Here is a 24,598-nt window from a genome sequence, read left to right as displayed (position 1 = left end):
GGCGGCCCACGTCACAGCAACACGCCCCGGCGTCCCGGGGCGCGCCGTCACCCTACCGACCGTCCCGGCTGCCTACGATGCAGCGTGCCCCGCCTTCCCCGAGCACCCCGGCAGGCCTTCCTGCCCGCCCTCGCACCCACCGTCCTCGCCCTCACCCTGGTCCTCTCCGCCTGCAGCGGCGGTGACGACGGCGGACCGGACGCGGCCGGGACACCCGCGAGCCCGGACGCCGTCGCGAGCGCGACCGGGACCGCCTCGCCGCCCGCGAGCAGCCCCACCGCGGACGACGGGGACGACGGGGAGCCGAGCCGCACCGCCCGGCCGGAGCGCACGCTCGTGCCGCTGCCGCCCCAGCCGCTGCTGGGCCGCCCCGCGCGCACCCACCTGCTCGACGCCACCCGGATGCCGACGGTCGCCGACGACCTGCCGTGGACCAGCGCGGCGAGGGGCGACGGCTCCGAGCCCGTCGGCGCCTGCCAGAAGGCGTCGCTGTTCGACATCGGCGCGGTGCGCACGACCGAGCGCCGGTTCACCACCGCCGACGGGTCGGCGACGGCCGTGCAGGTGCTCGGGAAGTTCGCGGACCGCTCGTCGGCCTACCGTGCCGCCGAGGTGCTGATGGCCTGGCGCGCGGACTGCGCCGAGCGGCTCCCCCGGCCCAGCGCGAAGGTCGGCGACGCCGTCGACGTGCCGGTGCGCACCGGCTTCGGGACCGTGTACGCCGCGACGTACGGCGCGCGGTCGGCCGACGGCCCGCGCGCCACGGCGCTGGGCGTGGTCCGCAAGGGCAGCTGGGTCAGCGTCGTCGAGGTCGCCACCGACGAGCGCCGCTGGCCGGCCGGCCGGAACCCCGCCCGCCAGGCGGTCCGCCGGATCGCTGCGACGTTCCGGGCGTCCTGAGCCCCGACGGGTCGCCGGACAAGTCGGCGGCCAGGTAGGGCGTGGCCGCGGCGACGACCGCGTCGAACGTGCCGCGGGCCAGCGCCGCGCCCTCGCGGCGCACCGCCGACGGGTCGAGCACCAGCAGCCGGTCGAGCCGCACCTCGCTGGGCCGGCCCTGCCGGTCCCAGCCGCCGGTGCCGACGTCCATCCAGTACCGGCCCCAGCGGGCCTCGTCGGCCGCGTCGCGGTCGTGGTCCTTGCTGGTCAGCATCAGCGCGAGCAGCCGCTCGTCGGGGCCCGAGCCGGTGCGGGCGAGCACCAGCACCGGGCGGTCCTTGCCGCGGCTCGCGTCCTCCTCGTAGGGCACCCAGGCCCACACGACCTCGCCCGGGTCGGCGCGGCCGTCGGCGCGCGGCGCGTGGACGAACCGCGGCAGCGGCACCCGGGCAGGGACGCGGGCGGTCACCCGGGCGGGCAGCCGACGGGCGACGCCCCGGAGGGTGGAGAGCACGCCGGACCGGGAGCGCCTCACGGCGCGTGGCCGCTCGTAGCGGCTAATTTTGGGACCCGGGGCTGCCACGGTCCGACGTGCTCGATGTCCATTGTAACGACCTACTGGAGCCGCGAGGCCAGCTCGAGGTGACCGGCGGCCTCCAGCTGCTCGGCCATGACGAGCATCCGGCGCACGGCCGCCTCCTCGACGTGGGGCAGGTGGGCCCGTCCGGTGGCGACCACGCGCGCGAAAGCCGCGGCCCGCAGCAGGACGTCGGCGAAGTCGCTGGTCGCGATGCCGGCCAGCACCTCGTCGACCATCGCCTTGAGCTGCTCGGGGCCCGGCGGGTCGGCGACGCCGGCGACGACCCGGGCGACCTGGGCGCGGGCCCGCCCTGCGTCGTACTCCCGCGCGACGGCGACCGGCTCGGCGTGCACCCACGAGCGCAGCAGGAAGAGCCGCCACAGGCAGCCGGCGATGGAGTCGGCCGGCGCGCCCGACCACACCTCGGCGATGGTCTCGATGCCCTCGTCCTCGGCCAGCCGCAGCAGCCGGCCCGCGACCGCGGAGTCCTCGCTCTGTCGTGCACCCCGCACGAGCAGGACGGCGGCACGGTCGGCTGCCTCGGTCACGAGCGCGGGGTCGGCCCCGCCGACGATCTCGGCGAAGAAGCCCGCGCCCGGGGTCATCGGGCGGTGGTGCTGGCGGCTCACCCGCCCGAGGCTACGCCCGGGCCCCAGCTCCCTGGCCGGTGCCGCTCGCGGCCGCGAGCACCTTGCGGATCCGCTGGTCGCTGACCGGCACGGGGGTGCCGAGCTGCTGGGCCCACAGCGAGACGCGGTACTCCTCGAGCAGCCACCGCACCTGCCGCAGCGCGGCGCCTGGCGGCCGCCCCTCGGGCAGCGCCGCGGTCGCGTGCAACCACGCGTCCTGCAGGTCGGCCACCTGGTCCATGAGCCGGCGGTCGCGGTCGACGGCGGCGTACCCCTCGTCCAGACGGGCGCGGCGCTGCAGCATCGCCTGCAGGTAGCGCGGGTAGGACCGCAGCTGCGCCACGCCGGCCTCGCCGACGAATCCGGGGTGCACCAGGCGCGCGAGCTGGGCCTTGAGGTCCGAGAGCGCCGGCAGCATCGTCATCTCGGCCCGACCCGACAGCGCCTTGTCGGCCTGCCGCCACAGGTCGAGCACCCGGATCACGTCGTGCACCACCGCGCGCACGCGCGCCTCCTGGTCGTGCGCGGCGACCGCGCGCAGGGCGTCGTACGCCGCCTGGTCGCGCGCGGCGGGCCGGGCGTCGACGACGTCGAGCACGACCGCGCGGCGGCAGTCCTCCAGGAGCGCGGCGACCGAGGGGTACGGCGTGCCGGCGAGCGCGAGCTTCTCGTGGTTGGTGAGGCCGTCGAGCACGGCCTTGACCGGCGAGGGCGTGCCGAGCAGGAGCAGCCGGACGACGGCGAGCCGGTGGCGGGCCTCCTGCTCGTCGGCGGAGCCGTGGACCTGCAGCCCGACCGTCGAGCCCTCGTCGACGAGCGCGGGGTAGGCCTTGACCTCGTGCCCGGCGCGCTTCTGGGTGAAGGAGGGGTCGATGGTGCCGAAGACCCAGGTGGTCTCCCCGGAGCGGGTCAGGCCGCTGTCGGTGGCGACCTCCTCCAGCGCCTGGCGGAAGCGGGGCCGCAGCGGGGCCTTGAGCGCCTCGAGGTCCTTGCCGCGCGCCTGCTCGCGGCCGGCGTCGTCGACGACGCGGTAGGTGGGCCGCAGGTGCTCGGGGACCTTCGCCCAGTCCCACGCCTCGCGCGGCACGACCACGCCGGTGGTCGCCCGGCACCACCGCTCGAGCGCGTCGAGCAGCGGCTCCTCCCCCGGCGGGACGGCGGCGAGGAACTCCCGGGCCTTGTTGGGGGCCGGCACGAAGCTGACGCGCAGGTTCTTCGGCAGGCTGCGGATGAGCTCGGTGACCAGTTCCTCGCGCAGGCCGGGGACGTTCCAGGAGAAGTCCTCGGCGCCGACCCGGTTGAGGGTCGCCACCGGCACGTCGATGGTCAGGCCGTCCTCGGCCGCGCCGGGCTCGAAGTGGTAGCTGATCGAGAACGTCAGCCCCTCGGCCTGCCACTCCTGGGGGTAGGCCGCCTCGTCGACCTCCTCGGCGGTGCCGTGGGTGAGCATCGCGGGGTCGAAGGTCAGCAGGTCGGGCCGGCGGCGGCGCTCCTGCTTCCACCACTGGTCGAAGTGCGCACCGCTGACGACGTCGGGCCCCACGCGTGCGTCGTAGAAGTCGAAGAGCGTCTCCTCGTCGACGACGATGTCGCGGCGTCGGGCGCGGTGCTCGAGCTCCTCGGCCTCCTCGAGCAGCCGCTTGTTCTCGGCGGCGAACGGGTGCCTCGTGTGCCACTCGCCCTGGACCAGCGCGTGGCGGATGAACAGCTCGCGCGAGACGACCGGGTCGACCTTGCCGTAGGACACGAGCCGGTCGGCGACCAGCGGCACGCCGTACAACGTCGCGCGCTCGTAGGCCATCACCGCGGCGCGCTTGCGGCTCCAGTGCGGCTCGCTGTAGGTGCGCTTGACCAGGTCGCCGCCGAGCCGCTCGGCCCACTCCGGCTTGATCGCGGCGTTCTGCCGGGCCCACAGGCGGCTGGTCTCGACGAGCTCGCCGGCCATGAGGTACGCCGGGTTCTTGCGCGCCACGACGCTGCCGGGGAACACCGCGAAGCGGGCGCCGCGGGCACCGAGGTACTCCCGCGGGCCGCGGCGTCGCTCGCCGGCCTTCTCCTTCTTGTCGCGCTCCTCGAGCGCCCCGATGTGGGAGAGCAGGCCCGAGAGCAGCGCCTGGTGGATGCCGTCGGCGTCGGGGGTGTCGGCGGGGTGGCCGACGTCGATGCCCATCTCCTTGCAGACCTGCCGCAGCTGGGACTCGAAGTCCTGCCACTCCCGCACCCGCAGGTAGTTGAGGTGCTCGGCACGGCACATCCGGCGGAACGCGCTGCTGCTGAGCTCCCGCTGCTGGGCCTTGAGGTAGCGCCACAGCTCCAGCCAGGTGAGGAAGTCGCTGCCCTCGACCTTGAAGCGCGCGTGCAGCTGGTCGGCGCGCGCCTGCTCGGCGGGGTGGTCCGGACCCGGGCGCTCGCGCGGGTCCTGCAGCGACAGCGCCGCGGCGATGACGACGACCTCGCGGACGCAGCCGAGCCGCTCGGCCTCCAGCACCATCCGGCCCAGGCGCGGGTCGATCGGCAGCCGGGCCAGCCGACTGCCCAGCTTCGTCAGCCGCGGGCCACGGCGGCGCGGGTCCTGCTTGTCCGACCCGCCCTGCTTGTCCGACCCACCCTGCTGGTCACCGGGCTGCTCGGGCGTCAGCGCGCCGAGCTCCTCGAGCAGCTGCACGCCGGCCGTGACGTTGCGCCGGTCCGGCGGCTCGACGAACGGGAACCGCCCGAGGTCGCCGAGGCCGAGGCTGGCCATCTGCAGGATGACGCTGGCCAGGTTGGTGCGCAGGATCTCGGGGTCGGTGAACTCCGGGCGCCCCTCGAAGTCCTCCTCGGAGTAGAGCCGGATCGCGATGCCGGCCGCCACGCGGCCGCACCGGCCCGAGCGCTGGTTGGCCGAGGCCTGGCTGACCGGCTCGATCGGCAGCCGCTGCACCTTGGTGCGCAGGGAGTAGCGCGAGATGCGCGCGACGCCGGTGTCGACGACGTACCGGATGCCCGGCACGGTCAGCGAGGTCTCCGCGACGTTGGTGGCCAGCACGACCCGGCGCCCGGTGTGCGGCGCGAAGACCTTGTGCTGCTCGGCGGCCGAGAGCCGGCTGTAGAGCGGCACGACCTCGAGTCCGCCGCCGCGGGTGGAGGTGGTGAGCTCGGCGAGGGCGTCGGCGGTGTCGCGGATCTCCCGCTCGCCGGGCAGGAAGACGAGCACGTCGCCGGGCCCCTCGGCGGAGAGCTCCTTGACCGCGTCGACGATCGCCTCGGTCTGGTCGCGGACGATCGGCTCGCCCTCGTCGTCGTTCTCCGGCAGCTCCAGCAGCGGCCGGTAGCGGACCTCGACCGGGAAGGTGCGTCCGCTGACCTCGATGATCGGCGCCGGCTTCCCGCGGCGGTCGGCGAAGTGCTCGGCGAACCGCTCGGGGTCGATGGTCGCGGAGGTGATGACCAGCTTGAGGTCGGGCCGCTTGGGCAGCAGCCGCCGCAGGTAGCCGAGCAGGAAGTCGATGTTGAGGCTGCGCTCGTGCGCCTCGTCGATGATGATCGTGTCGTACTTCTTGAGCATCCGGTCGCGCTGCAGCTCCGCGAGCAGGATGCCGTCGGTCATCAGCTTGACCCGGGTCGCCTTCGACGTGCGGTCGGTGAAGCGCACCTGGTAGCCCACGGGGCTCTCCGGGCCGCCGAGCTCGGTGCCGAGCTCGCTCGCGATCCGCTCCGCGACCGAGCGCGCCGCGATCCGCCGGGGCTGGGTGTGCCCGATCAGCCCGCCGCCGCCGGCGCGCCCCGCGCCGCGGCCGAGCTCGAGGCAGATCTTCGGCAGCTGGGTCGTCTTCCCCGAGCCGGTCTCGCCGGCGACGATGACGACTTGGTGGTCCCGGATCGCGGCCGCGATGTCGTCGCGGCGCTGGGTGACCGGCAGCTCCGGCGGGTAGGTGATCTCCACAACCGCCCCATCATCCCAGCCGCCTGGTCGCCGGCGCACCCCAGATCGGGACGACCGGTTGCGTAGAACACGTTCTACCCGACACGATCCCCCGGTGATCGGCACCCCTGAGGACAGCACCGGGCAGGACAGCTGGGACAGCACCGGGCAGGACAGCCAGGAGTACGACGTCGTGGTGGTCGGGTCCGGGGGTGGCGCCCTGACCGGGGCGGTCCTCGCGGCGCGGGCCGGTCTCTCGGTCGTCGTGCTCGAGCGGACCGGCCTCCTCGGCGGCACGTCCGCCTACTCCGGCGGTGCCTGCTGGCTGCCCGGCAGCGCGGTGCAGCAGCGCGCCGGCCTGCCGGACTCGACCGAGGGCGCGCGCAGCTACCTCGGCGCGATCCTGGAGGACCCGGACCCCGCGAAGGTCGAGGCGTTCCTCGCCCACGCCCCCGAGCTGGTCGCCGAGCTGGAGTCCGACGAGCTGATGGACTTCGAGTGGGTGCCGTTCGCGGAGTACTACGACGCCCCCGGCCGCGTCCCCGGCGGCCGGTCGATCCAGCCGTCCGCGGTGCGCCGCGACGACCTCCCGGAGCAGGTGGCCGCCTGGGTCCGTCCGCCGGTGGAGCGCGACCGGGTCGGCGAGCCCGGCCGGCGCACGCTGACCGGCGGCCAGGCGCTCGTGGCCCGGCTCGCTGCGATGCTGGTCCGCGACGGCGGCACGGTCAGCACCGGCCTGCCGGTCACCGGCCTGCTCCGCGAGGAGGGCCCCGACGGGTCGACGCGGGTCGTCGGCGTGGTCGGGATGAGCGCCGAGGGGCCGGTGCAGGTCCGCGCCCGGCGCGGGGTGCTCCTGGGGTCGGGCGGCTTCGAGCGCAACGACGCGGCGCGCGAGGAGCACGGCGTACCGGGGTCGGCGGCGTGGACGATGGCGCCGGAGGGCACCAACCTCGGCGAGCCGATCACGGCGGCCGAGGCGATCGGTGCGGCGAGCGACTACTCCGGCCTCGGCTGGTTCTGCCCCGGGCTCGAGCAGCCCGACGGCGCGGGCGCGTTCACCCTCGGCTTCCGCAGCGGTCTGATGGTCGACCAGACGGGTCGGCGCTACGGCAACGAGTGCCTGCCCTACGACCGCTTCGGGCGGGTGATGGCGCAGGCGCCCGAGCGGATCCCGTCGTGGTTCGTCTTCGACTCCCGCGAGGGCGGCCGGCTGCCGGCGATCGCGATCCCCGAAGGCGACCACGACGCCCACCTCGCGGCCGGCACATGGGTGCGCGCCGACACGCTCGCCGAGCTGGCCGAGGCCACCGGGCTGCCCGCCGACGCCCTGACGGCGAGCGTCGAGCGGTTCAACGGCTTCTGCGCGAGCGGGGTGGACGAGGACTTCGGCCGCGGCGAGGACGAGTACGACACGTTCTTCGCCGGCGGCCAGGGACCCAACAAGGCCCTCACCCCGTGCGACCAGCCGCCCTACCACGCCGCCCGCTTCGTCCTCTCCGACCTGGGCACCAAGGGCGGGCTGGTCACCGACGCCGCCGGCCGGGTGCTGCGCATCGACGGCACCCCGATGGTCGGCCTCTACGCCACCGGCAACGCGGCCGCGTCGCTCTTCGGCGGCGTCTACCCCGGGCCGGGCGCGCCGCTGGGCTCGGCGATGGTGTTCGCGTCGCTGGCGGTGCGGGACCTGCTCGACGGCTGAGCCGCTCTAGGGTCACGCCGTGCCCGCACCCGCCACCCGTCGGCTCGCGCTCGTCGCGGCCGGCGTCGCCGCGCTCCTGCTGGTCGCGGCGGGCGGCTACGGGCCGCACCGCGACGAGCTCTACTTCGTGCTGGTGGGCGGCCACCCGGCGTGGGGGTACGTCGACCAGCCGCCGCTCGTGCCGGTGCTGGCCCACCTGTGGGACGGCGTGACGGGCGGCCACCTGTGGCTCTTCCGGCTGCCGTCGGCGCTCGCCGCGGGTGCGACCGCCTGGCTGGCCGGTCTCGTCGCGCGTCGCCTCGGGGCCGGTGCGGCCGCGCAGGTGCTGGCCGCCGTGGTCGTCGGCCTGGCCCCGGTCACCCTCGCCGTCGGGCACCTGGTCTCCACCTCGACGTACGACCTGCTCGTCCAGGTGGGTCTCCTTCTCCTCGTGCTGCGCGCGCTGGAGGCCCCGCGCTGGTGGTGGGCCGCCGGGTTGCTCCTCGGCGTCGGGCTGCAGGTCAAGACGTTGCCGGTCCTGCTCGCGGGGGCGGTCGTGGTCGCGCTGCTCGTGGCCGGGCCGCGGCACCCGTTCCGCTCGCCCCACCTGTACGCCGCCGGGCTGCTCGCCGCGCTCCTGTGGGCGCCGAACCTGCTGTGGCAGCAGGCGCACGGCTGGCCCCAGCTCGAGCTCGCCGAGGCGATCGCCGCGGGCGGCTCGGGCACCAGCACGGGCCTGGTCGAGCTGTGGGCGACCCAGCCGGGGCTGGTCGGCCCACCGGTCGGCGTGGTGCTCGCGGTGGTCGGCGCGGTCCGGCTGGCCCGCTCGCCCGGGCAGCGGTGGCTCCTGGTCACCTGGGTCGTGCTCGCCGTCGTCGTGACCGCCACGGGCGGCAAGCCCTACTACCTGGCGCCCGCCTACGTGCCGCTGCTCGCCGCCGGCGCGATCGACGTCGTCGCCTGGGCCGGCCGCGGGGCGGCCCGGGTGCGCCGCTCGGTGCTCGGCGCCGGGCTCGTCGTCGGCGCGGTCGTCGGTGCCGTGCTGTTCCTGCCGGTGGTGCCGGCCGCGCAGCTGCACGCCACGCCGGTCGTCGACGTCAACTACGACGCCGGCGAGACCGTCGGGTGGCCCGCGCTCGTCGACGCGGTCGAGGCCGGCCTGGCCGAGGCCGGGCCGGGCGCGGTCGTCGTGACGGGCAACTACGGGCAGGCCGGCGCCGTCGCGCGCTGGCTCCCCGACACGCCCCTCCACTCCGGGCACAACTCCCTGTGGGACCTCGGCCCGCCCGCGGTCGACGACGCCCCGGCGGTCGTCCTCGGCTACCCCGAGGCCGACCTCGAGGCGTGGTGCGGCTCGCTGGTCGAGGTGACCCGGGTCGACAACGGCGTGGACCTCGACAACGACGAGCAGGGCCGGCCGGTGTTCGTCTGCCGCGACCCCGTCGGCGGGTGGTCCGCCCGGTGGCCGGAGCTGCGGCGGCTGGGCTGACCGGGCCGTCCGGCACCTGACCGGGTCGGGTGCCCCGATCGGCCGGCCTCATCCCCCTTCCCAGGGGTGAGGATGAGTGGTCTGGACAGGGGCTACCGGAGCGGGTACATCGACCCGATCCGGGAGGAACCAGATGACGACCGACACCAGCGCGGCCGACCGCGCGCAGCAGGCCGCGTCGACCGCCGCGGACGAAGGGCGCCACGTCGCCGGCACCGCCGCCGACGAGGCCAAGCAGGTCGCCGGCGAGGCGGCCCAGCAGGCCAGGAACGTTCTCAACGACGCCCTCGGCCAGGCCACCGGCCAGGCCCACGAGCAAGCGCGCACGCAGCGCGACAAGCTCGTCGGCACCCTCGGCAGCCTCGGCGACGACCTCGACGGGATGGCCCAGCAGGCGCCCGCCGGCCTGGCCACCGACCTCACCCGCCAGGCGGCCGAGCAGGTCCGCTCGCTCAGCAGCCGCCTCGACGGCCGCGAGCCGGGCGAGCTGCTCGACGACGTACGCCGCTTCGCCCGCCAGCGCCCCGGCACCTTCCTGCTCGGCGCGCTCGCCGCCGGCGTGGTCGCCGGCCGCCTGCTCCGCGGGGCGGGTGACGGCATCGCCGGCGCGACCGCCGCGCCCAGCACGCCGGCCGTGCCCACGCCGCCCACGACGCCGACCACGCCCGGCCTCTCGACGAGCACCTCGACGGGCACCTCGACCGGCACCGGCACCACGACGACCGCGCAGCCGGTGGTCCCCGCCGGCGCCGACGACGTGACGCCGCCCACCGGCGCGCCGACGACCAACCCGCCGATGCCGAGCGCGTCCCCGGGCCAGCCGACCCAGCCGTCGCGCGAGGAGCTGTCCGGCAACGAGACCGGCTACAGCGGTGGCGGCCTGAGCTCGGAGGACCGGCCGTGACCCAGCCGACGCACCAGCCGGTGCACGACCCCGACGCCCAGCCGAAGGGGCAGCCGACCGGTCCCGTGCCGCCGGGCGCCTCGGACGAGCGCAGCCTCGGCGAGATCGTCGGCGACGTCACCAACGACCTGACGACGCTGATCAAGCAGGAGATGGACCTGGCCAAGGTCGAGATGAAGGAGGAGTTCGCCAAGGCTGGCAAGGGCGCCGGCCTCCTCGGCGGCGCCGGCCTGGCCGGCTACTTCACCCTGCTCTTCCTGACGCTGACGCTCATGTTCCTGCTCGACAACTGGATGCCGCTCGAGGTGGCAGCGCTCATCGCGACCGCGGTGTGGGCGATCGTCGCCGGCGTCCTCGCACTCACCGGCCGCAAGGCCCTCAAGGAGAGCAACCCGCAGCTGCCGAAGACGCAGCAGACCCTCAAGGAGGACGCCCAATGGGCCAGAGCGCAGAAGAGCTGAACAGCCAGATCGAGGACACCCGGGCCCGGATGGCCGGCGACCTCGACGCCCTGCAGGACCGGGTGAGCCCCTCGGCGATCGTCGAGCGGCGCAAGGCGGCCGCGCGCGGCCGCGTCGCCGGGGTGCGGGACAAGATCATGGGCACGGCCTCCGACGTGCGCGACACCGTCGCGGACAAGGCGAGCAGCGCCGGCAGCAGCGTCTCCGGCGCGGTGCCGAGCACCTCGGACATGTCGACCCCCGACGTGCGCGGCGCGGCCTCCTCGGCCGTCGGCAGCGCCCAGAACCAGGTGCAGGGCTCGCCGCTCGCAGCCGGGCTGGTCGCCTTCGGCGCCGGCCTGGTGATCTCCTCGCTGATCCCGTCGACGAAGGCCGAGGCCGACCTCGCGCACTCGACGATCGAGACGGCCAAGGAGAAGGGTCAGCCGCTGCTCGACGAGGCCCGCGACGCCGGCCAGTCGCTCGCCCAGGACGTCAAGGAGCAGGCCACCCAGGTCGCCCAGGACGTCAAGGAGTCGGCGACCGAGTCGGCCCAGCGCGTCAAGGAGGAGGGCCGGTCGTCGGCGGACAACGTCCGCTCCGACGTCCAGGGCTGATCCCCCGACCCACCTCCACGAGAGCGGCGGTGCCCCACGGGGTACCGCCGCTTCGTACGTCCGCACCACCCAGCGACCGACACGTCCCAGGAGGACCGATGAGCGAGCAGACGCCCGAGCACGACGACCAGGCCGGGACCGAGCGCAACGAGGAGCAGCAGGAGATCGCCGACGTCCAGGACGAGCTCGACGCGAGGTCCGACGAGGACGGCCTCGGCGCCGAGGCCGGCTCCGGCGAGGAGACCGGCCTCTCCCAGGGCTGAGCCCGGCTGGGGCCTCGACTGGGGTCCCGACTGGGGTCCCGACCGCGCGCGATGACGGGGTCGTGTGCCTGAGGACGCGTCATGGCGCGTCCTCAGGCACACGACCCCGTTGCTGCGTCGCGGGCGGGGGGGTCCCCGGAGCGAGGGCGGCCGGGCGGCGTACGCCGTCAGCGACCGCGCACGATCCGGCGGACGCGCCGGTGGGCGACGGCCGCGCGGGCGGCATTCATGCCGCAGGCGCCGTGGACCCCGCCGCCGGGGTGGGCCGAGGCCGAGCCGAGGTAGAGCCCCTTGACCGGCGTCTCGGAGCGTCCGAGGCCCGGGACCGGTCGGAAGACGAGCTCCTGGTGCAGCTGGGAGGTGCCGCCGTTGAGCGCGCCGCCGATGAGGTTGGCGTCGCGGGCCTGCATCTCGTGCGGGCCGAGCACGCGGCGGGAGACCACCTTCGACCCGAAGCCGGGGGCGAGCTCCTCGAGGCGCGCCTGCATCCGGTCGGCGAACCGCTCGCACTCCCCCTCGTCCCACCGGCCGGTGACCGGGTCGTCGCCGAGGTCGCGGGCGACGTCCTGCGGGACGTGGGTGTAGGCCCACAACGACTCGGTGCCGGCCGGGGACCGGGTCGGGTCGGCGGTCGTCATCTGGCCGGCGAGCATGAACGGCTTGGCAGGCACCGTCCGCGCGTTGACGTGGTGCAGCGCCTCGGCCATCTGCTCGACCGAGTCGGCGACGTGGAAGGTGCCGGGCGCGTGCGGCGGCTCGACCTTCCACGGCACCGGCCCGTCGAGCGCCCAGTCGACCTTGACGGTGCCGGGGTCCAGCTCGAAGGACTCCATCTTGCGCATGGTGCTGGCGGGCAGGTCGTCGGCGGCGACGATCCCGCCGTAGAGGTGGGGCGCGGCGACGTCGGCGACGACGGCGTGCCGCACGGCGTACCGCTCACCGTCGCGGGTGCGTACGCCGACGGCCCGGCCGCGCTCGACCTCGACGCGCGTCACCTCGGCGTCGCAGCGGATCGTGCCGCCGAGCGACCGGACGCGGGAGGCCATCGCCTGGGTGAGCATCCCGGCGCCGCCCTCCGGCACTGGGTAGCCGACGGTCTGGCCGAGCATGGTCAGCAGCAGGCCCATCAGGCCCGAGCCGGGGGCGCCGAGGGGGATGTCGGAGTGGCCGGCGTTGCCGGCGAGGAGGATCCGCGGGGCGAAGCCGCCGAAGCGGTGGCGACCGAGGTCGACGACCGGCATGAGCAGGTCGCGGACGAACTCGAGCCCCCCGACCCGCGGCAGCCGGGCGAGCGCGCCGAGCGCGGGTCGCACCGGCGGGAAGGGCGTCAGCAGCGCGGCGACGACCTGGTCGCCGATCCGGTCCCACGTCTCGCACAGCCGCAGCCAGGCGTCGCCGTCGCCGGGGTGCTGGGCGTCCATGAGCGCAGCGGTGACGGTGCGGTCGCGGTGCAGCGTCGCCCACTCCCCCGACGGCAGGCAGTGGCCGAGGACCGCCGGGCTGTGCGACCAGCGCAGCCCGTGGTCCTCCAGCCCGAAGGACCGGATCGTCGGCGAGCCGGCCGCCAGCGGGTAGAACGCGCTGAAGGTGTCGTGGACGTAGTCCGGGTGCACCTCGCGGTCGCTGCGGACCGCGCCCCCGACGTCGGGCTGGGCCTCGAGCACGAGGACCGACCAGCCCTGGTCGAGCAGGTGGTTGGCGGCGACCAGCCCGTTGGGGCCGGCGCCGACCACGACGGCGTCGTAGGTCTCGCTCACCCCCGCGTCACCCGCGCAGGTGGGTCAGGACGTTGCGGGCGATGCCGATGACCGCGTTGCCCTGGTCGCCGTGCAGCTTGTTGCCGCTCTGCTTAGGGGCCAGCACGTTGCCGGGGTGCGGCTCGACGGGCCGGAGCCGGTCGATCGCGCCGTGCCGGAAGAACGGGCCGATGATCGCGTCGTACACGAACGGCAGCGCGCTGAACCCGAACCGGATGACCTCGTTGGTCAGCAGCAGCTGGGGCCGTGCGCCCTCGCGGCCGATCCGGGACAGGACCTGCTCGGCGACCCGCTCGGGGCTCGCGGTGGGCGGCGGCGGGCGGCCCTCGAAGCCGTCGTAGTTGGCCGCCTGCTGGTAGATCGGGGTGTCCACGCCGCCAGGCGCGACGTAGGAGATCGTGACGCCCTTCTTGTCGGCGTTCTCCAGCTTGAGCTGGCGCGCGAGCGAGCGGACGCCCCACTTGCTCACGGCGTACGCCGTCATGCCCGGCACCGCGATGTGGCCGATGACCGAGCCGACGATGGTGAGCGTGCCGGAGTCCTGCCCGCGGAGGACGGGTACGACGTGGCGCGCGACGTTGGCGTTGCCGAGCAGGTTGGTGCGCAGGACGCCGTCGAAAACCTCCTGGGGCACCTCCTCGGTGCGGCCGTAGGCGACGACGCCGGCGGCGCTGACGAAGACGTCGATCCGGCCGTGGCGCGCGAGCACCGCGTCGACCAGCGCCTCGACCGCCCGGTCGTCGCCGACGTCGGTCGGCACGACCATCGTCGAGGCGGCCCCGGCGTCGTCGCACTCGGCGGCGACGAGGTCCAGCGAGCCGACCCCCCGGGCGGCGAGGACGAGGTGGACGCCCTCCGGCGCGGCGGCGAGCGCGGTCGCGCGGCCGATCCCGCTGGAGGCTCCGGTGATGACGACGACGTCCCCGGGACGTGGCTTGCTCATGGGCGCCCGATACCCGGGCGGTCGGGGCGCCATCCCCGTAGGAGTCCGCCCCGCGCCGGTTTGGCCACTCGTTGACGTCCGCGCACGATCGAGCGACACGAAATCTCCCGCCGATGCGGACGTTCGTCAGATTGTCTGACAATCTGGGAGCGACCCGAAGGAGGCACGATGACCACACTCGCCGACAGCGCCGCTGCCGAGACCGCCCGCACGCCCTTCCAGCGCGCGGAGGAGCGGACCGCGCACAACTACCACCCGCTGCCGGTGGTCGTCGAGCACGCCGAGGGCGCGTGGATGACCGACGTGGAGGGCAACCGGTTCCTCGACCTGCTGGCCGGCTACTCCGCGCTGAACTTCGGGCACGCCCACCCCGACCTGCTCCGGGTCGCCCACGAACAGCTCGACCGGCTCACCCTCACCAGCCGCGCGTTCGTGCACGACCGGTTCGCCGACTTCTGCGCCGCGCTCGGCGACCTGTGCGGCAAGGAGCTCGTGCTGCCGATGAACACCGGCGCCGAGGCCGTGGAGACCGCGATCAAGGTCGCCCGCAAGTGGGGCTACGAGGTCAAGGGCGTCACCCCCGGCCGGGCCAAGATGATCGTCTTCACCGGCAACTTCCACGGCCGAACCACCACGATCGTCGGCTTCTCCGACGACCCCGAGGCCCACGACGGCTTCGGACCGTTCACCCCCGGCTTCGTCGCGGTCCCCTACGGCGACCTCGCGGCCGTCGAGGCCGCCATCGACGACGACACCGTCGCGGTGCTCGTCGAGCCGATCCAGGGCGAGGGCGGCGTCGTGCTGCCGCCCGACGGGTTCCTCAGCGGGCTGCGCGAGCTGTGCACCCGCACCAACGTGCTGATGGCCGCCGACGAGATCCAGGCCGGCCTCGGCCGCACCGGCCGCACCTTCGCCTGCGACCACGAGGACGTCGTGCCGGACATCTACGTCCTCGGCAAGGCGCTCGGCGGCGGCATCGTCCCCGTCTCGGCCGTCGTCGCGGACCGCGAGGTCCTCGGCGTGCTCCGCCCCGGCCAGCACGGCTCCACCTTCGGCGGCAACCCGCTGGCCTGCGCCGTCGGGCACGCCGTCGTCGAGATGCTCGCCACCGGTGAGCACCAGGCACGTGCCACCGAGCTCGGCGTCGTGCTCCGCGAGCGGCTCGAGTCGCTCCTCGGGCGGGGCGTCGTCGGCGTACGCGTCCGGGGGCTGTGGGCCGGCGTCGACATCGACCCGACCGTCGGCACCGGCCGCGAGGTCTGCGAGGCGCTGATGGCCCGCGGGGTGCTCGCCAAGGACACCCACGGCTCGACGATCCGCCTCGCCCCGCCGCTCGTCGTCAGCCGCGAGGACCTCGAGTGGGGCCTCGACCAGCTCGCCGACGTCGTCTCCTCCGGGCCGCTCGCCGGCTGAGCCGGGGTCAGGCCCCGGCGGACTCCACCAGCGCGGGCAGCGAGGCGGCGGCGAGCTCGAGCAGCCGCTCGCGGGGGACGTCGCCGGGGTCGGCGACCCAGGCGAGGACCAGCTCCTCGACCATCGCCGACCAGCCGCGGACGAGCAGCCGGTTGACCGGGGTGTCGGGGATCAGGTCGCCCCAGGGGTCCTCGGTGAAGATCCGGCCGGTGAGCGCGGAGCGGGCGTCCTCGTAGATCTCGCGCAGGACGTCGTTGCCGCTCGCGGCCGCCTTGACCAGCGACTGGTAGCCGGCGTGGTTGGCGACCACGTAGTCGACGTACGCCGTCACCGACGTCAGCAGCCGCTCCACCGGCTCGCCGCCCTCCGGCGGGGCGGTCTGGGCGATGAGGTCGTCGGCGGCGTGCCGGACGACGGCCTCGTGGAAGGCCTGCTTGCCCCCGAAGTAGTGGTAGAGCAGGCCGCGGCTGATCCCGGCCTCCTCGGCGAGCACGTCGATCGACAGCTCGTCGAGCGAGCGCGTGGCGAGCAGCCGCACGCCGAGGTCGAGCAGCTGCGTGCGACGCTGCTCGGGCGCGAGGCGGGTGCGTGTGGGTGCCGTCACGAGCACCATTCTATTGACGCTCGTTCAATAGTGGCAATAGCGTGACCGCCCATGAGCCAGACCCTGGACGAGGTCGCCGCCGGCCGCCCCTCCCCCGCCGAGCCGACCGTGCGCGAGATCGACCACCTGGTCGTCGGCGCCGGGTTCGCCGGGCTGTGCACCGCGATCAAGCTGGCCGAGGACGGCGAGCACGACTTCGTGGTCCTGGAGAAGGGCGACGACGTCGGCGGCACCTGGCGCGACAACACCTACCCCGGCGCCGCCTGCGACGTGCCGAGCCAGCTCTACTCGTTCTCCTTCGCGCCCAACCCCGACTGGACCTCGTCGTTCTCCCCGCAGCCGGAGATCCAGGCCTACCTGCGCCGGGTGGCCCGCGAGTCCGGGACGCTCGACCGGTTCCGCTTCGGGACACGCGTCGAGGACGCCACCTGGGACGACGAGGCCGCCCGCTGGACGGTCCGCGCGACCCGGGACGGGGCGAGCGAGACCTGGTCCGCCCGCACGCTCGTCGTCGGCGCCGGCGGCCTGTCGGAGCCGCGGCTGCCCGACATCGAGGGGATCGGCTCGTTCGCGGGCCACCTGTTCCACTCCGCCCGGTGGGACCACGACGTCGACCTGACCGGCAAGCGGGTCGCGGTCATCGGCACCGGCGCCTCGGCGATCCAGATCGTCCCGGAGGTGCAGAAGGTCGCCGCACGGCTCGACGTGCACCAGCGCACCGCGCCGTGGGTCATCCCGCGCAGCGACCGCCGCTACTCCGCCCTCGAGCGCGCGGCCCTGCGTCACCTGCCGGGCCTGCAGCGCGCCTACCGCACGGGGGTCTACTGGGCCCGCGAGACCTACGTGCCGGCGTTCACCTTCGCGCCGGGCATCGCGTTCCCGGCGCGCAAGCTGGCCGAGGCCAACATCGCCCGGGGCATCAGCGACCCGGACCTGCGCGAGCGGGTGACGCCGCACTTCGCGCTCGGCTGCAAGCGGGTCCTCATCAGCAACGCCTACTACCCGGCCCTGGACGCCGACAACGTCGAGCTCGTGACCGACCGGATCGCCCGGGTCAGGCCCACCTCGGTCGTCACCACCGACGGCACCGGGCGGGAGGTGGAGCGCGAGGTCGACGTCATCGTCGTCGCGACCGGCTTCCACACCACCGACCTGCCGATCACCGAGCACCTGGTCGGCCGCCGCGGCCGCACGCTCGCCGACCGCTGGCGCGAGAGCGGGATGGCGGCGTACAAGGGCACGACCGTGCCGGAGTTCCCCAACCTGTTCCTGCTGGTCGGCCCCAACACCGGCCTCGGCCACTCCTCGATGGTCTTCATGATCGAGTCGCAGGTGCAGTACCTCCGCGAGGCGCTGCGCACCATGCGGCTCAACGCGTACGCCGCCGTCGAGCCCCGCGAGGACGTCGCCGCCCGCTGGAACTCCCGGCTCCAGCAGCGGATGAAGCGCACCGTGTGGCACCGCGGCGGCTGCTCGAGCTGGTACCTCGACGAGCACGGCCGCAACACCACCCTCTGGCCGCGCACGACCTTCGGCTTCCGCGCCGCGCTGCGCGCCTTCGACACCGCCGCGTACGCCGTGCGCGGTGCACCCACCCCGGCCCCCGCCACACAGATGGAGGACGTCCCCGCATGAAGACGCTCGAGAACAAGGTCGTCGTGATCACCGGCGCCGCGTCCGGCATCGGCCGCGCGCTGGCGCTCGACTGCGCCCGCCGCGGCTCGCTGCTCGCGCTGTCCGACGTCGACGAGGCCGGCCTCGCCGAGACCGCCGAGCAGGCCCGCGCCGCCGGCGCCCGGGAGGTGCGCACCGACCGCCTCGACGTCGCCGACCGCGACGCGATGACGGCGTACGCCGACTCGGTCGCGGACCAGCACGGCCGCGTCAACGTGGTCGTCAACAACGCCGGCGTGGCGCTGGCGGGCGACCTGGTCGACCTGGACTGGCCCGACATCGACTGGATCATCGGCATCAACTTCTCCGGGGTGCTGAACGGCACCAAGGCGTTCCTGCCGCACCTCATCGCCTCCGGCGACGGCCACGTGGTCAACCTGTCCTCGCTCTTCGGGCTCGTCTCGATGCCGGGCCAGTCGATCTACAACGCGACCAAGTACGCCGTCCGCGGCATGTCCGAGGCGCTGCGGATCGAGATGCTGGCCGCCGGCCACCGGGTCGGCGTGACGGTCGTCCACCCGGGCGGGATCAAGACCGCGATCGCCCGCAACGCGCGGGTCTCCTCGCGCGAGGACCAGGCCAGCACCGCGTCGTTCTTCGACAAGAAGCTGGCCAAGACGACGCCGGAGAAGGCCGCCGAGGTGATCGTCGCCGGCGTGCTCTCCGACAAGTCGCGCGTGCTGGTCGGCTCCGACGCCCACGCGCTGCACTGGTTCGGCAAGCTGGCCGGCGCCCGCTACCAGGACGTCGTGGCGAAGGTGTCGAAGAAGGTGCTGCCGGCGAAGACCACCGTCGTCTGAGGTCTCAGGCCGAGGCCTCGGCCCGGTTCCGACGGGAGCGCCGCGTGCGCTGCGACCCGTCGGGCCGGGTGCGCAGCGGGCCGACGAGCCGCGGGCCGGCCAGCCGGCTCTCGAGCCGGGCGGCCTCGCGCTTGACCGGCTGCGCGACGTACTCACCGAGGATCACCCCGGACGACAGCGCCATCGCGACCGAGGCGGCGGTGACCATCGCCAGCAGGCCGGCGCTGGTGGAGTCGCCGCCCTCGGCGAGCTGGGTCAGCCCGCGGTAGATCGAGAGGCCCGGAAGCATCGGGACGACGGCCGACACCACGACCACCAGCGGCGGCACGCGGAGCCGGCCGGCGACCGTGTAGGCGACCAGCCCGACGAAGAGCGCGGCCAGCGCGACCGACCAGGCGCGGCCGATGCCGGGAGCGGCGATCGACTGGGAGATGCCCATCGCGACCGCGGAGACCAGCGCGATCGGCACGATGCTGCGCTTGGGGGCGTAGGAGGACCAGGCGAAGCCGGCCGCGGCGATCGCCGAGCCGAGGATCGTCCAGGCGACGCTGGAGAGGTTGCCGGTGCCGGGGTCCAGCTGCGGGACCTCGACCCCGACGGCGACCGCCAGGCTGATGCCGCCGCTGACGCCGGCGATGATGCCCGCGGTGGCGAGCAGCGCCTCGGTCAGCCGCGCGCCGGCGGTGATGTAGAAGCCGGTGAGCGCGTCCTGGAGCGCACCGACGAACCCGATGCCGGCCAGCAGCATGATGATGTTCGCGGTCACGACGAGCGAGGGGTCGAGCGCCAGCGGGGTCGCGGCGACCGCCAGCGCGATGACGGTGGCGATGCCGCCGCCGGCGACCTGCTGGTAGAAGAACGGGTAGCGCCGCCGCGACATCCGCAGCTGCAGCCGGTCGATGGCCATCGCGGCGAAGCAGGCGATGACGACGACCGCCAGGTCACCGCCGAGCTGCAGGCCCACACCGCCGCACATCAGGCCCCAGCCCAGCGTGATCGCCCACCGCGGCCGGTCGTGGCCGGAGGAGGTGATCCGGCCGAGCGCGCTGCGCGCCTCCTTGAGGTCGATCTCCTGCCGCAGCAGCTCGCGGACGAGGTGGTCGACCTGGGTGAGGTGCTCGTAGTCGATCGCGCGCTGCTTGACGTAGCGCAGCTGCACGATCGCCGGCTCGTCGGCGACGGGCTGGAAGCTCGCCGAGAGCGAGGTGAAGGTGATGTCCACGTCGACGTTGCGCAGGCCCAGGGCGCGGGCCACCGCCTGCATCGTCGCGGTGACGTCGGCGGCGCCGGCCCCCGAGGCCAGCAGGAGCTCGCCGATGCGCAGGCTGAGGTCCAGGGTCTGGGTGTAGGTGCGGACCGAGGACTCCTCCGACGCCGACATGGCGCCGATGCTAGACAGGGCGCATGTCGCTGCCGGAGGCTCCCCCGCCCGCCCCCGCGGCCGGCTCCCGGGCGGTCGTCGCGATGACCAAGTGGGGCGACCGCCCGCACTGGACCTTCGCGGCCGTCGTGCTCGGCTCGGACCACCACGGCGACTGGCTGGGCCTGCCCGCCGGCACCACCCTGGAGCGGCCCGGGGCGACCTACGTCGCCCCCACCGACCAGGTCGTGCTCGTCCCGGCGCCCGGCCCGGACCTCGACCGGGCGTGGGTCGCGACCTTCCACGGCGCGGGCGGACCGCTCGAGGCGTACGTCGACATCACCACCCCGCCGGTCTGGGACGGCGCGACGCTGCGGGCCGTCGACCTCGACCTCGACGTGCTGCGCGGGCTGACCGGGCGCACGTGGGTCGACGACGAGGACGAGTTCGCCGAGCACCGGGTGGCCCTCGCCTACCCTGACGACGTCTGCACGCTCGCGGTCGCGTCGTGCGAGCGGGTGCACGCGCTCGCGGCGGCCGGCCACCCGCCGTACGACGGCACCACCGCGCGCGCCTGGCTCGCCCGGCTCTGAGCCGGCCCTGGAAGCTGGCGTTGGGAACTCGCCATCGAGATCGGCTGCGGTTCGGGCGGGTGTGCTTCGCTGGTGTCGTGCGGATCGACTTCCGGCCCTCCCCCGAGCCGACGCTCGGCGTCGAGTGGGAGCTCGCGCTGGTCGACCGCGGCTCGCGCGACCTGGTCAACGGCGCCTCCGAGCTGCTCGCCGCGGCGCAGGCGCGGCTGCCCGACCCCGGTCAGCTGCACAAGGAGCTGCTGCGCAACACGATCGAGGTGGTCACCGGCGTCTGCTCGACGGTCGGCGAGGCCGTCGAGGAGCTGCGGCGCGCCCTGGAGGTCGTGGTGCCGGTCGCCGACGAGCTGGGCGTCGACCTGTACGGCGGCGGCACCCACCCGTTCGCGACCTGGACCGCGCAGCAGCTGACCGAGGGCCACCGCTACGAGGAGCTGATCAACCGGACCCAGTGGTGGGGCCGGCAGATGCTCATCTGGGGCGTGCACGTCCACGTCGGCCTGCCCGAGCGCGACCGGGTGATGCCGGTGCTCTCCTCGCTGCTGAACCACTACCCCCACCTGCAGGCACTGTCGGCGTCCTCACCGATCTGGGCCGGCGTCGACACCGGCTACGCCTCCAACCGGGCGCTGATGTTCCAGCAGCTGCCGACCGCGGGACTGCCCTTCCAGTTCCAGCACTGGTCGGAGTTCGAGGCCTTCGCGGGCGACCAGCTGCAGACCGGCGTCATCGACGAGCTCAACGAGATCCGCTGGGACGTGCGGCCCGCCGCCCACCTCGGCACCCTGGAGAACCGGGTCTGCGACGGCGTCTCCTCCTTCGACGACCTGGCCGCGATCGTCGCGCTGTGCCACTGCCTGGTCGTCGACCTCGACACCCGTGCGGCGGCCGGCGAGACGCTGCCGACGATGCCGCCGTGGCACGTGCAGGAGAACAAGTGGCGCGCGGCCCGCTACGGCCTCGACGCCATCGTCATCCTCGACGCCGACTCCCAGGAGCGGCTGGTCACCGACGACCTCGCCGACCTGCTCGTCCGGCTCGAGCCGACCGCCGAGCGGCTCGGCTGCTCGGCCGAGCTGGCCTCGGTCGCGGACATCCCGGTCCGGGGCGCGTCCTACCAGCGGCAGCGGGCCGTGGCCGAGGAGTCCTCCGGCGACCTCGTCGCGGTCGTCGACTCGGTGGTCACCGAGCTGCGCGACGGGCTCGGTCGCTGACCTCCGGCCCCGCCGGCTGCCCGTCTGGTCCTCCTCAGTAGCCGTCGGGCGGCGGCACCATCTCCAGCCGCACGCCCAGCAGCCGCACCGGCCGGTCCCGCTCCACCCGGTCCAGCAGCGCGACCGCGGCGTCGGCCAGCGCGTCGGGGTCGTCGGTCGGCGTCGGCAGGGTCAGGCTGCGCGAGGTGGTGAAGAACGGCCGGTAGCGGACCTTGATCCCCACCCGCGCCGCCGGCCGGCCCTCGGCGACGATGTCCGCGGTCGCCGCCCGGGCCAGGCTGCGGACGGCGGCCTCCACCTCGGCCCAGACCTCGAGGTCGGCCTGGAAGGTCTCCTCCCGTCCGTGTGCCCGGGGCACGTACGGCGTCGGGTCGACCCGCCGGCTGTCCGCGCCGCGACCGAGCCGGACGTACCACGGACCCATCGTCGGCCCGAGCTCCGCCGCGAGCCGGTCGGGGTCCGCGGCGGCCAGCTGGGCGACGGTGTCGATCCCCAGGGCGGCCAGCCTCGCGGCCGTCCGCCGGCCCACGCCCCACAGCGCGTCGGTCGGCCGGTCGCCCATCACCTCGAGCCAGGTCTCCGCCGTCAGCGTCCACGTCCCGCGCGGCTTGCCGAAGTCGGTGGCGATCTTGGCCCGCAGCCGGTTGTCGCCGATGCCGACCGAGCAGTGCAGCCCGGTCCCCTCCAGCACCGCCGCCCGCACCTGCTCGGCCAGCTCCTGGGGGCCGGTCGGCTGGCTGCCGGTCGCGGTGCCGGTGGGAGTCCCTCCCCCCTCCCCCTCCCCCTCCACTACGGCGCCCGCCGCGACACCCTCCGCGACAACTTCCGAGGCGGGGTCGATCGCGAGGAACGCCTCGTCCCAGCCGAGCACCTCGACGACGACCGGCGCGCCGTCCCAGGTGAGCGCGCGCAGGGTCGCCATCACCTCCGCCGACGCCGCGTCGTACGCCGGCTTGTCCACCGGCAGGAAGACCGCGTCGGGGCACTTGCGGGCGGCCACCCGCAGCGGCATGCCCGACCCGACCCCGTGCTCGCGGGCCTCGTACGACGCGGTCGCCACCACCCCGCGCTCGGTCGGGTCGCCGCGGCCGCCGACGACCACCGGCCGGCCCGCCAGCTCGGGTCGCCGCAGCACCTCCACGGCCGCGATGAACTGGTCGAGGTCGACGTGCAGCACCCACCGGGCGCGCGGGTCGGTCATCGCGGGTCGTTCACCGGACGGCGTTCATCGGGCGACGTTCATCGCGGTGGCGGAGGCAGCGCGTTGGTCGACTCCATCTGGTCCATGCCGGTGATGAGCAGCAGGTCGACCACGACCGACCTCAGCTGCACGAGCACGACCTCGGCGTTCATCTCGTCGGCCCGCTCGACCCGCCCGGAGGCGTCGCCGACCGCGAGCAGCGCCGGCCGGGCCGCGATGGCCATCCGGTCGACCTCGAGCTCGCCGGCCACCGCGTCCGCGGCGTCGGCCAGGTCGAGGGCCAGCAGCGCGTAGGACGACGGCACTGGACGCCGGTGGTAGGCCAGCACCGCGACCTGCCGGACCAGGACCCGGGTGCTGCGCAGGGCACGGTCCAGCGGCTCGACCACCTCGGCCATCCGTCGCACGTCGCCGCGGTGCCGCACCCGGAAGGGCGAGGACGCCACCACCGACATGCCCTCGTCGGCCGCCGCCTGCAGCTCGCGGATCATCTGGTCGGTCTGCCGGGCGTCGGCGAGCAGCGCGATGCCCCGCTCGGACGCCCCGTCGGTCATCACCTCCGAGGCCGCCCGCAGCAGCCCCGCGATCCTTCGGATCAGCACCGCCGCCTGCTCCCGCGGCTTCCGCAGCGGCGCCGACGGGACCGCGGTGGCGGCCACCAGGGCCACGGCACCACCCACGAGGGCGTCCGTCCACCGCACCAGCGCCGCCCCGGGGTCGGGGATCAGCGTGGCGACCACGATCGACTGGACGGCGGCCTGGGTGACCACCACCTGCCCGCCGTCGAGCAGGAACGCCGTCGACATCGCCAGCGTCACCACCAGCACGAGCTGCCACGCGCCGGTGCCGATCTGCAGGGTCAGCAGGTCGCTGATGAGCACGCCGACCGCCACCCCGACCGCGACCTCGCCGACGCGCTGGAGCCGTTGGCCGTAGGACGTGCCGAGGCTCAGGACGGCGGCGACGGGGGCGAAGAACGGGGTCGGGTGACCCAGCAGGTCGGACGCGACGAACCAGGCGACGCCGGCGGCGACCGCGCACTGCCCGATCTGCCAGCGCTTCGACGACAACCGGGCGACGCGCGCCCGGACCGAGGTCCGCCCACGCGCCCGCATTCGGTCCACCGGCCCGGGCTCGCGCATGCCGCTGATCGTGCCAGAGCCGACCCACCCCCGCCGACGGCCGGCCGCCCGCGGACGCCGGGGTCAGGGCGTGGCTGCCGAGGACCGCGCGTAGTTGATCGCCCGCTTCATGTCGGCCAGGTCGCGGTACCACGTGCGCACCTCGCTGCGGCAGCGCACCCGCGCCACCTCGGTGTCGTACTCGTTGCACTCCGCCCGCGCCTCGGAGTCGGTCGGCGGGAACTGCTCGCTGCCGTCGTAACGACGGATCTCGAAGCCGTTCTTCTTGTCGCCGGTCACGCTCACGATCGTGCTCGGCACCGGCTTGTAGGCCTTGCCCAGCTGGTCGACCCGGTCGGCCTCGGCCGCCGGCGCACCCACCGCCGTGGCGCCGCCGGCGAGCCCGCCGACCACGATCCCGGCGAGCACCCCCGCCAGCCCGATCCCTGCCGCGCCCACCCGCTTGCCCGTCTGCTTGCCCGTCCCACACTTGTCCATGTCTGCTCCCGAGGAGTCCACGCACCGGCGAGTTCCGGTG

22 protein-coding genes are annotated in these 24,598 nt (G+C 74.7%); 12 read left to right on the top strand and 10 right to left on the bottom strand.

Annotated features, from left to right (window positions below):
* Positions 1 to 84: 84 nt before the first annotated feature.
* On the top strand, positions 85 to 900 hold the full coding sequence (locus tag QWY29_RS01715) for a hypothetical protein (protein ID WP_300958927.1): 816 nt from the start codon (positions 85 to 87) through the stop codon (positions 898 to 900).
* Here the strand turns inward: QWY29_RS01715 and QWY29_RS01710 are convergent.
* The 3 genes from QWY29_RS01710 to hrpA all read right to left on the bottom strand — a co-directional run bounded on the left by QWY29_RS01710 (position 797) and on the right by hrpA (position 6,013).
* The gene (locus tag QWY29_RS01710) at positions 797 to 1,414 is read right to left on the bottom strand and encodes a type II toxin-antitoxin system PemK/MazF family toxin (protein ID WP_300958926.1); all 618 of its coding nucleotides are present in this window, start codon (positions 1,412 to 1,414) and stop codon (positions 797 to 799) included. The genes QWY29_RS01715 and QWY29_RS01710 overlap by 104 nt on opposite strands.
* A gap of 80 nt (positions 1,415 to 1,494) precedes the next feature.
* Positions 1,495 to 2,088, bottom strand: a complete 594-nt coding sequence (locus tag QWY29_RS01705; protein WP_300958925.1) for a hypothetical protein — start codon at positions 2,086 to 2,088, stop codon at positions 1,495 to 1,497.
* A gap of 10 nt (positions 2,089 to 2,098) precedes the next feature.
* Positions 2,099 to 6,013 (bottom strand): ATP-dependent RNA helicase HrpA, encoded by a 3,915-nt coding sequence (hrpA, locus tag QWY29_RS01700; RefSeq protein ID WP_300958924.1) that lies wholly within the window; start codon positions 6,011 to 6,013, stop codon positions 2,099 to 2,101.
* A 94-nt stretch (positions 6,014 to 6,107) separates the two neighbouring features.
* On the opposite strand from hrpA, the gene QWY29_RS01695 reads away from it, so the two are divergent.
* From QWY29_RS01695 to QWY29_RS01670, 6 genes are all read left to right on the top strand, one after another.
* Positions 6,108 to 7,691, top strand: coding sequence for an FAD-dependent oxidoreductase (locus tag QWY29_RS01695; RefSeq protein WP_300958923.1), 1,584 nt, complete (start codon positions 6,108 to 6,110; stop codon positions 7,689 to 7,691).
* A 19-nt stretch (positions 7,692 to 7,710) separates the two neighbouring features.
* Entirely contained in the window at positions 7,711 to 9,159 is a 1,449-nt protein-coding gene (locus QWY29_RS01690; RefSeq protein ID WP_300958922.1) for a glycosyltransferase family 39 protein, read from the top strand.
* A gap of 133 nt (positions 9,160 to 9,292) precedes the next feature.
* On the top strand, positions 9,293 to 10,063 hold the full coding sequence (locus QWY29_RS01685; RefSeq protein ID WP_300958921.1) for a hypothetical protein: 771 nt from the start codon (positions 9,293 to 9,295) through the stop codon (positions 10,061 to 10,063).
* A complete protein-coding gene (locus QWY29_RS01680) occupies positions 10,060 to 10,524 on the top strand; it encodes a phage holin family protein (RefSeq protein ID WP_300958920.1) in 465 nt (154 codons plus the stop codon). The genes QWY29_RS01685 and QWY29_RS01680 overlap by 4 nt, the downstream gene beginning before the upstream one ends.
* Positions 10,500 to 11,120 (top strand): DUF3618 domain-containing protein, encoded by a 621-nt coding sequence (locus QWY29_RS01675; protein ID WP_300958919.1) that lies wholly within the window; start codon positions 10,500 to 10,502, stop codon positions 11,118 to 11,120. The genes QWY29_RS01680 and QWY29_RS01675 overlap by 25 nt, the downstream gene beginning before the upstream one ends.
* Before the next feature lie 98 nt (positions 11,121 to 11,218).
* Complete coding sequence (locus QWY29_RS01670; protein WP_300958918.1) at positions 11,219 to 11,383, top strand: hypothetical protein; 165 nt, start codon at positions 11,219 to 11,221, stop codon at positions 11,381 to 11,383.
* A gap of 167 nt (positions 11,384 to 11,550) precedes the next feature.
* Here QWY29_RS01670 and QWY29_RS01665 read toward each other — a convergent pair whose 3' ends face one another.
* Positions 11,551 to 13,140 carry a phytoene desaturase family protein gene (locus QWY29_RS01665; RefSeq protein WP_300958917.1) on the bottom strand — a complete coding sequence of 530 codons (1,590 nt, stop codon included), beginning with the start codon at positions 13,138 to 13,140 and terminating at the stop codon, positions 11,551 to 11,553.
* A gap of 7 nt (positions 13,141 to 13,147) precedes the next feature.
* On the bottom strand, positions 13,148 to 14,083 hold the full coding sequence (locus tag QWY29_RS01660) for an SDR family NAD(P)-dependent oxidoreductase (protein ID WP_300958916.1): 936 nt from the start codon (positions 14,081 to 14,083) through the stop codon (positions 13,148 to 13,150).
* Positions 14,084 to 14,251: 168 nt separating this feature from the next.
* On the opposite strand from QWY29_RS01660, the gene rocD reads away from it, so the two are divergent.
* Positions 14,252 to 15,496: an ornithine--oxo-acid transaminase gene (gene rocD, locus QWY29_RS01655; RefSeq protein ID WP_300958915.1), complete on the top strand. Its 1,245-nt coding sequence runs from the start codon at positions 14,252 to 14,254 to the stop codon at positions 15,494 to 15,496.
* Between the two features lie 7 nt (positions 15,497 to 15,503).
* Here the strand turns inward: rocD and QWY29_RS01650 are convergent, their stop codons facing one another.
* Entirely contained in the window at positions 15,504 to 16,109 is a 606-nt protein-coding gene (locus QWY29_RS01650) for a TetR/AcrR family transcriptional regulator (protein ID WP_439117375.1), read from the bottom strand.
* A gap of 42 nt (positions 16,110 to 16,151) precedes the next feature.
* On the opposite strand from QWY29_RS01650, the gene QWY29_RS01645 reads away from it, so the two are divergent.
* Positions 16,152 to 17,735 carry a flavin-containing monooxygenase gene (locus QWY29_RS01645; protein ID WP_300958913.1) on the top strand — a complete coding sequence of 528 codons (1,584 nt, stop codon included), beginning with the start codon at positions 16,152 to 16,154 and terminating at the stop codon, positions 17,733 to 17,735.
* A complete protein-coding gene (locus QWY29_RS01640; protein WP_300958912.1) occupies positions 17,732 to 18,574 on the top strand; it encodes an SDR family NAD(P)-dependent oxidoreductase in 843 nt (280 codons plus the stop codon). The genes QWY29_RS01645 and QWY29_RS01640 overlap by 4 nt, the downstream gene beginning before the upstream one ends.
* A 4-nt stretch (positions 18,575 to 18,578) precedes the next feature.
* Here the strand turns inward: QWY29_RS01640 and QWY29_RS01635 are convergent, their stop codons facing one another.
* Positions 18,579 to 19,955 carry a threonine/serine exporter family protein gene (locus QWY29_RS01635; protein WP_300958911.1) on the bottom strand — a complete coding sequence of 459 codons (1,377 nt, stop codon included), beginning with the start codon at positions 19,953 to 19,955 and terminating at the stop codon, positions 18,579 to 18,581.
* A gap of 23 nt (positions 19,956 to 19,978) precedes the next feature.
* Here QWY29_RS01635 and QWY29_RS01630 point away from each other — a divergent pair, with 23 nt between their 5' ends.
* Together QWY29_RS01630 and QWY29_RS01625 are read left to right on the top strand one after the other, a co-directional pair.
* A complete protein-coding gene (locus QWY29_RS01630) occupies positions 19,979 to 20,527 on the top strand; it encodes a ribonuclease FAU-1 family protein (RefSeq protein ID WP_300958910.1) in 549 nt (182 codons plus the stop codon).
* A gap of 77 nt (positions 20,528 to 20,604) precedes the next feature.
* On the top strand, positions 20,605 to 21,738 hold the full coding sequence (locus tag QWY29_RS01625) for a glutamate--cysteine ligase (protein ID WP_300958909.1): 1,134 nt from the start codon (positions 20,605 to 20,607) through the stop codon (positions 21,736 to 21,738).
* Positions 21,739 to 21,772: 34 nt separating this feature from the next.
* Here the strand turns inward: QWY29_RS01625 and QWY29_RS01620 are convergent, their stop codons facing one another.
* From QWY29_RS01620 to QWY29_RS01610, 3 genes are all read right to left on the bottom strand, one after another.
* The gene (locus QWY29_RS01620; protein WP_300958908.1) at positions 21,773 to 22,939 is read right to left on the bottom strand and encodes a DNA polymerase IV; all 1,167 of its coding nucleotides are present in this window, start codon (positions 22,937 to 22,939) and stop codon (positions 21,773 to 21,775) included.
* 38 nt (positions 22,940 to 22,977) lie between these two features.
* Positions 22,978 to 24,081 carry an FUSC family protein gene (locus QWY29_RS01615; RefSeq protein WP_300958907.1) on the bottom strand — a complete coding sequence of 368 codons (1,104 nt, stop codon included), beginning with the start codon at positions 24,079 to 24,081 and terminating at the stop codon, positions 22,978 to 22,980.
* 63 nt (positions 24,082 to 24,144) lie between these two features.
* The gene (locus QWY29_RS01610; RefSeq protein WP_300958906.1) at positions 24,145 to 24,558 is read right to left on the bottom strand and encodes a hypothetical protein; all 414 of its coding nucleotides are present in this window, start codon (positions 24,556 to 24,558) and stop codon (positions 24,145 to 24,147) included.
* Positions 24,559 to 24,598 lie beyond the last annotated feature (40 nt).

It is taken from the genome of Nocardioides abyssi (assembly GCF_030412915.1).
GTDB lineage: Bacteria > Actinomycetota > Actinomycetes > Propionibacteriales > Nocardioidaceae > Nocardioides > Nocardioides abyssi.
The sequence above is the reverse complement of the archived record's forward strand: the minus strand, read 5'-3'. Positions and strand labels throughout refer to the sequence as shown.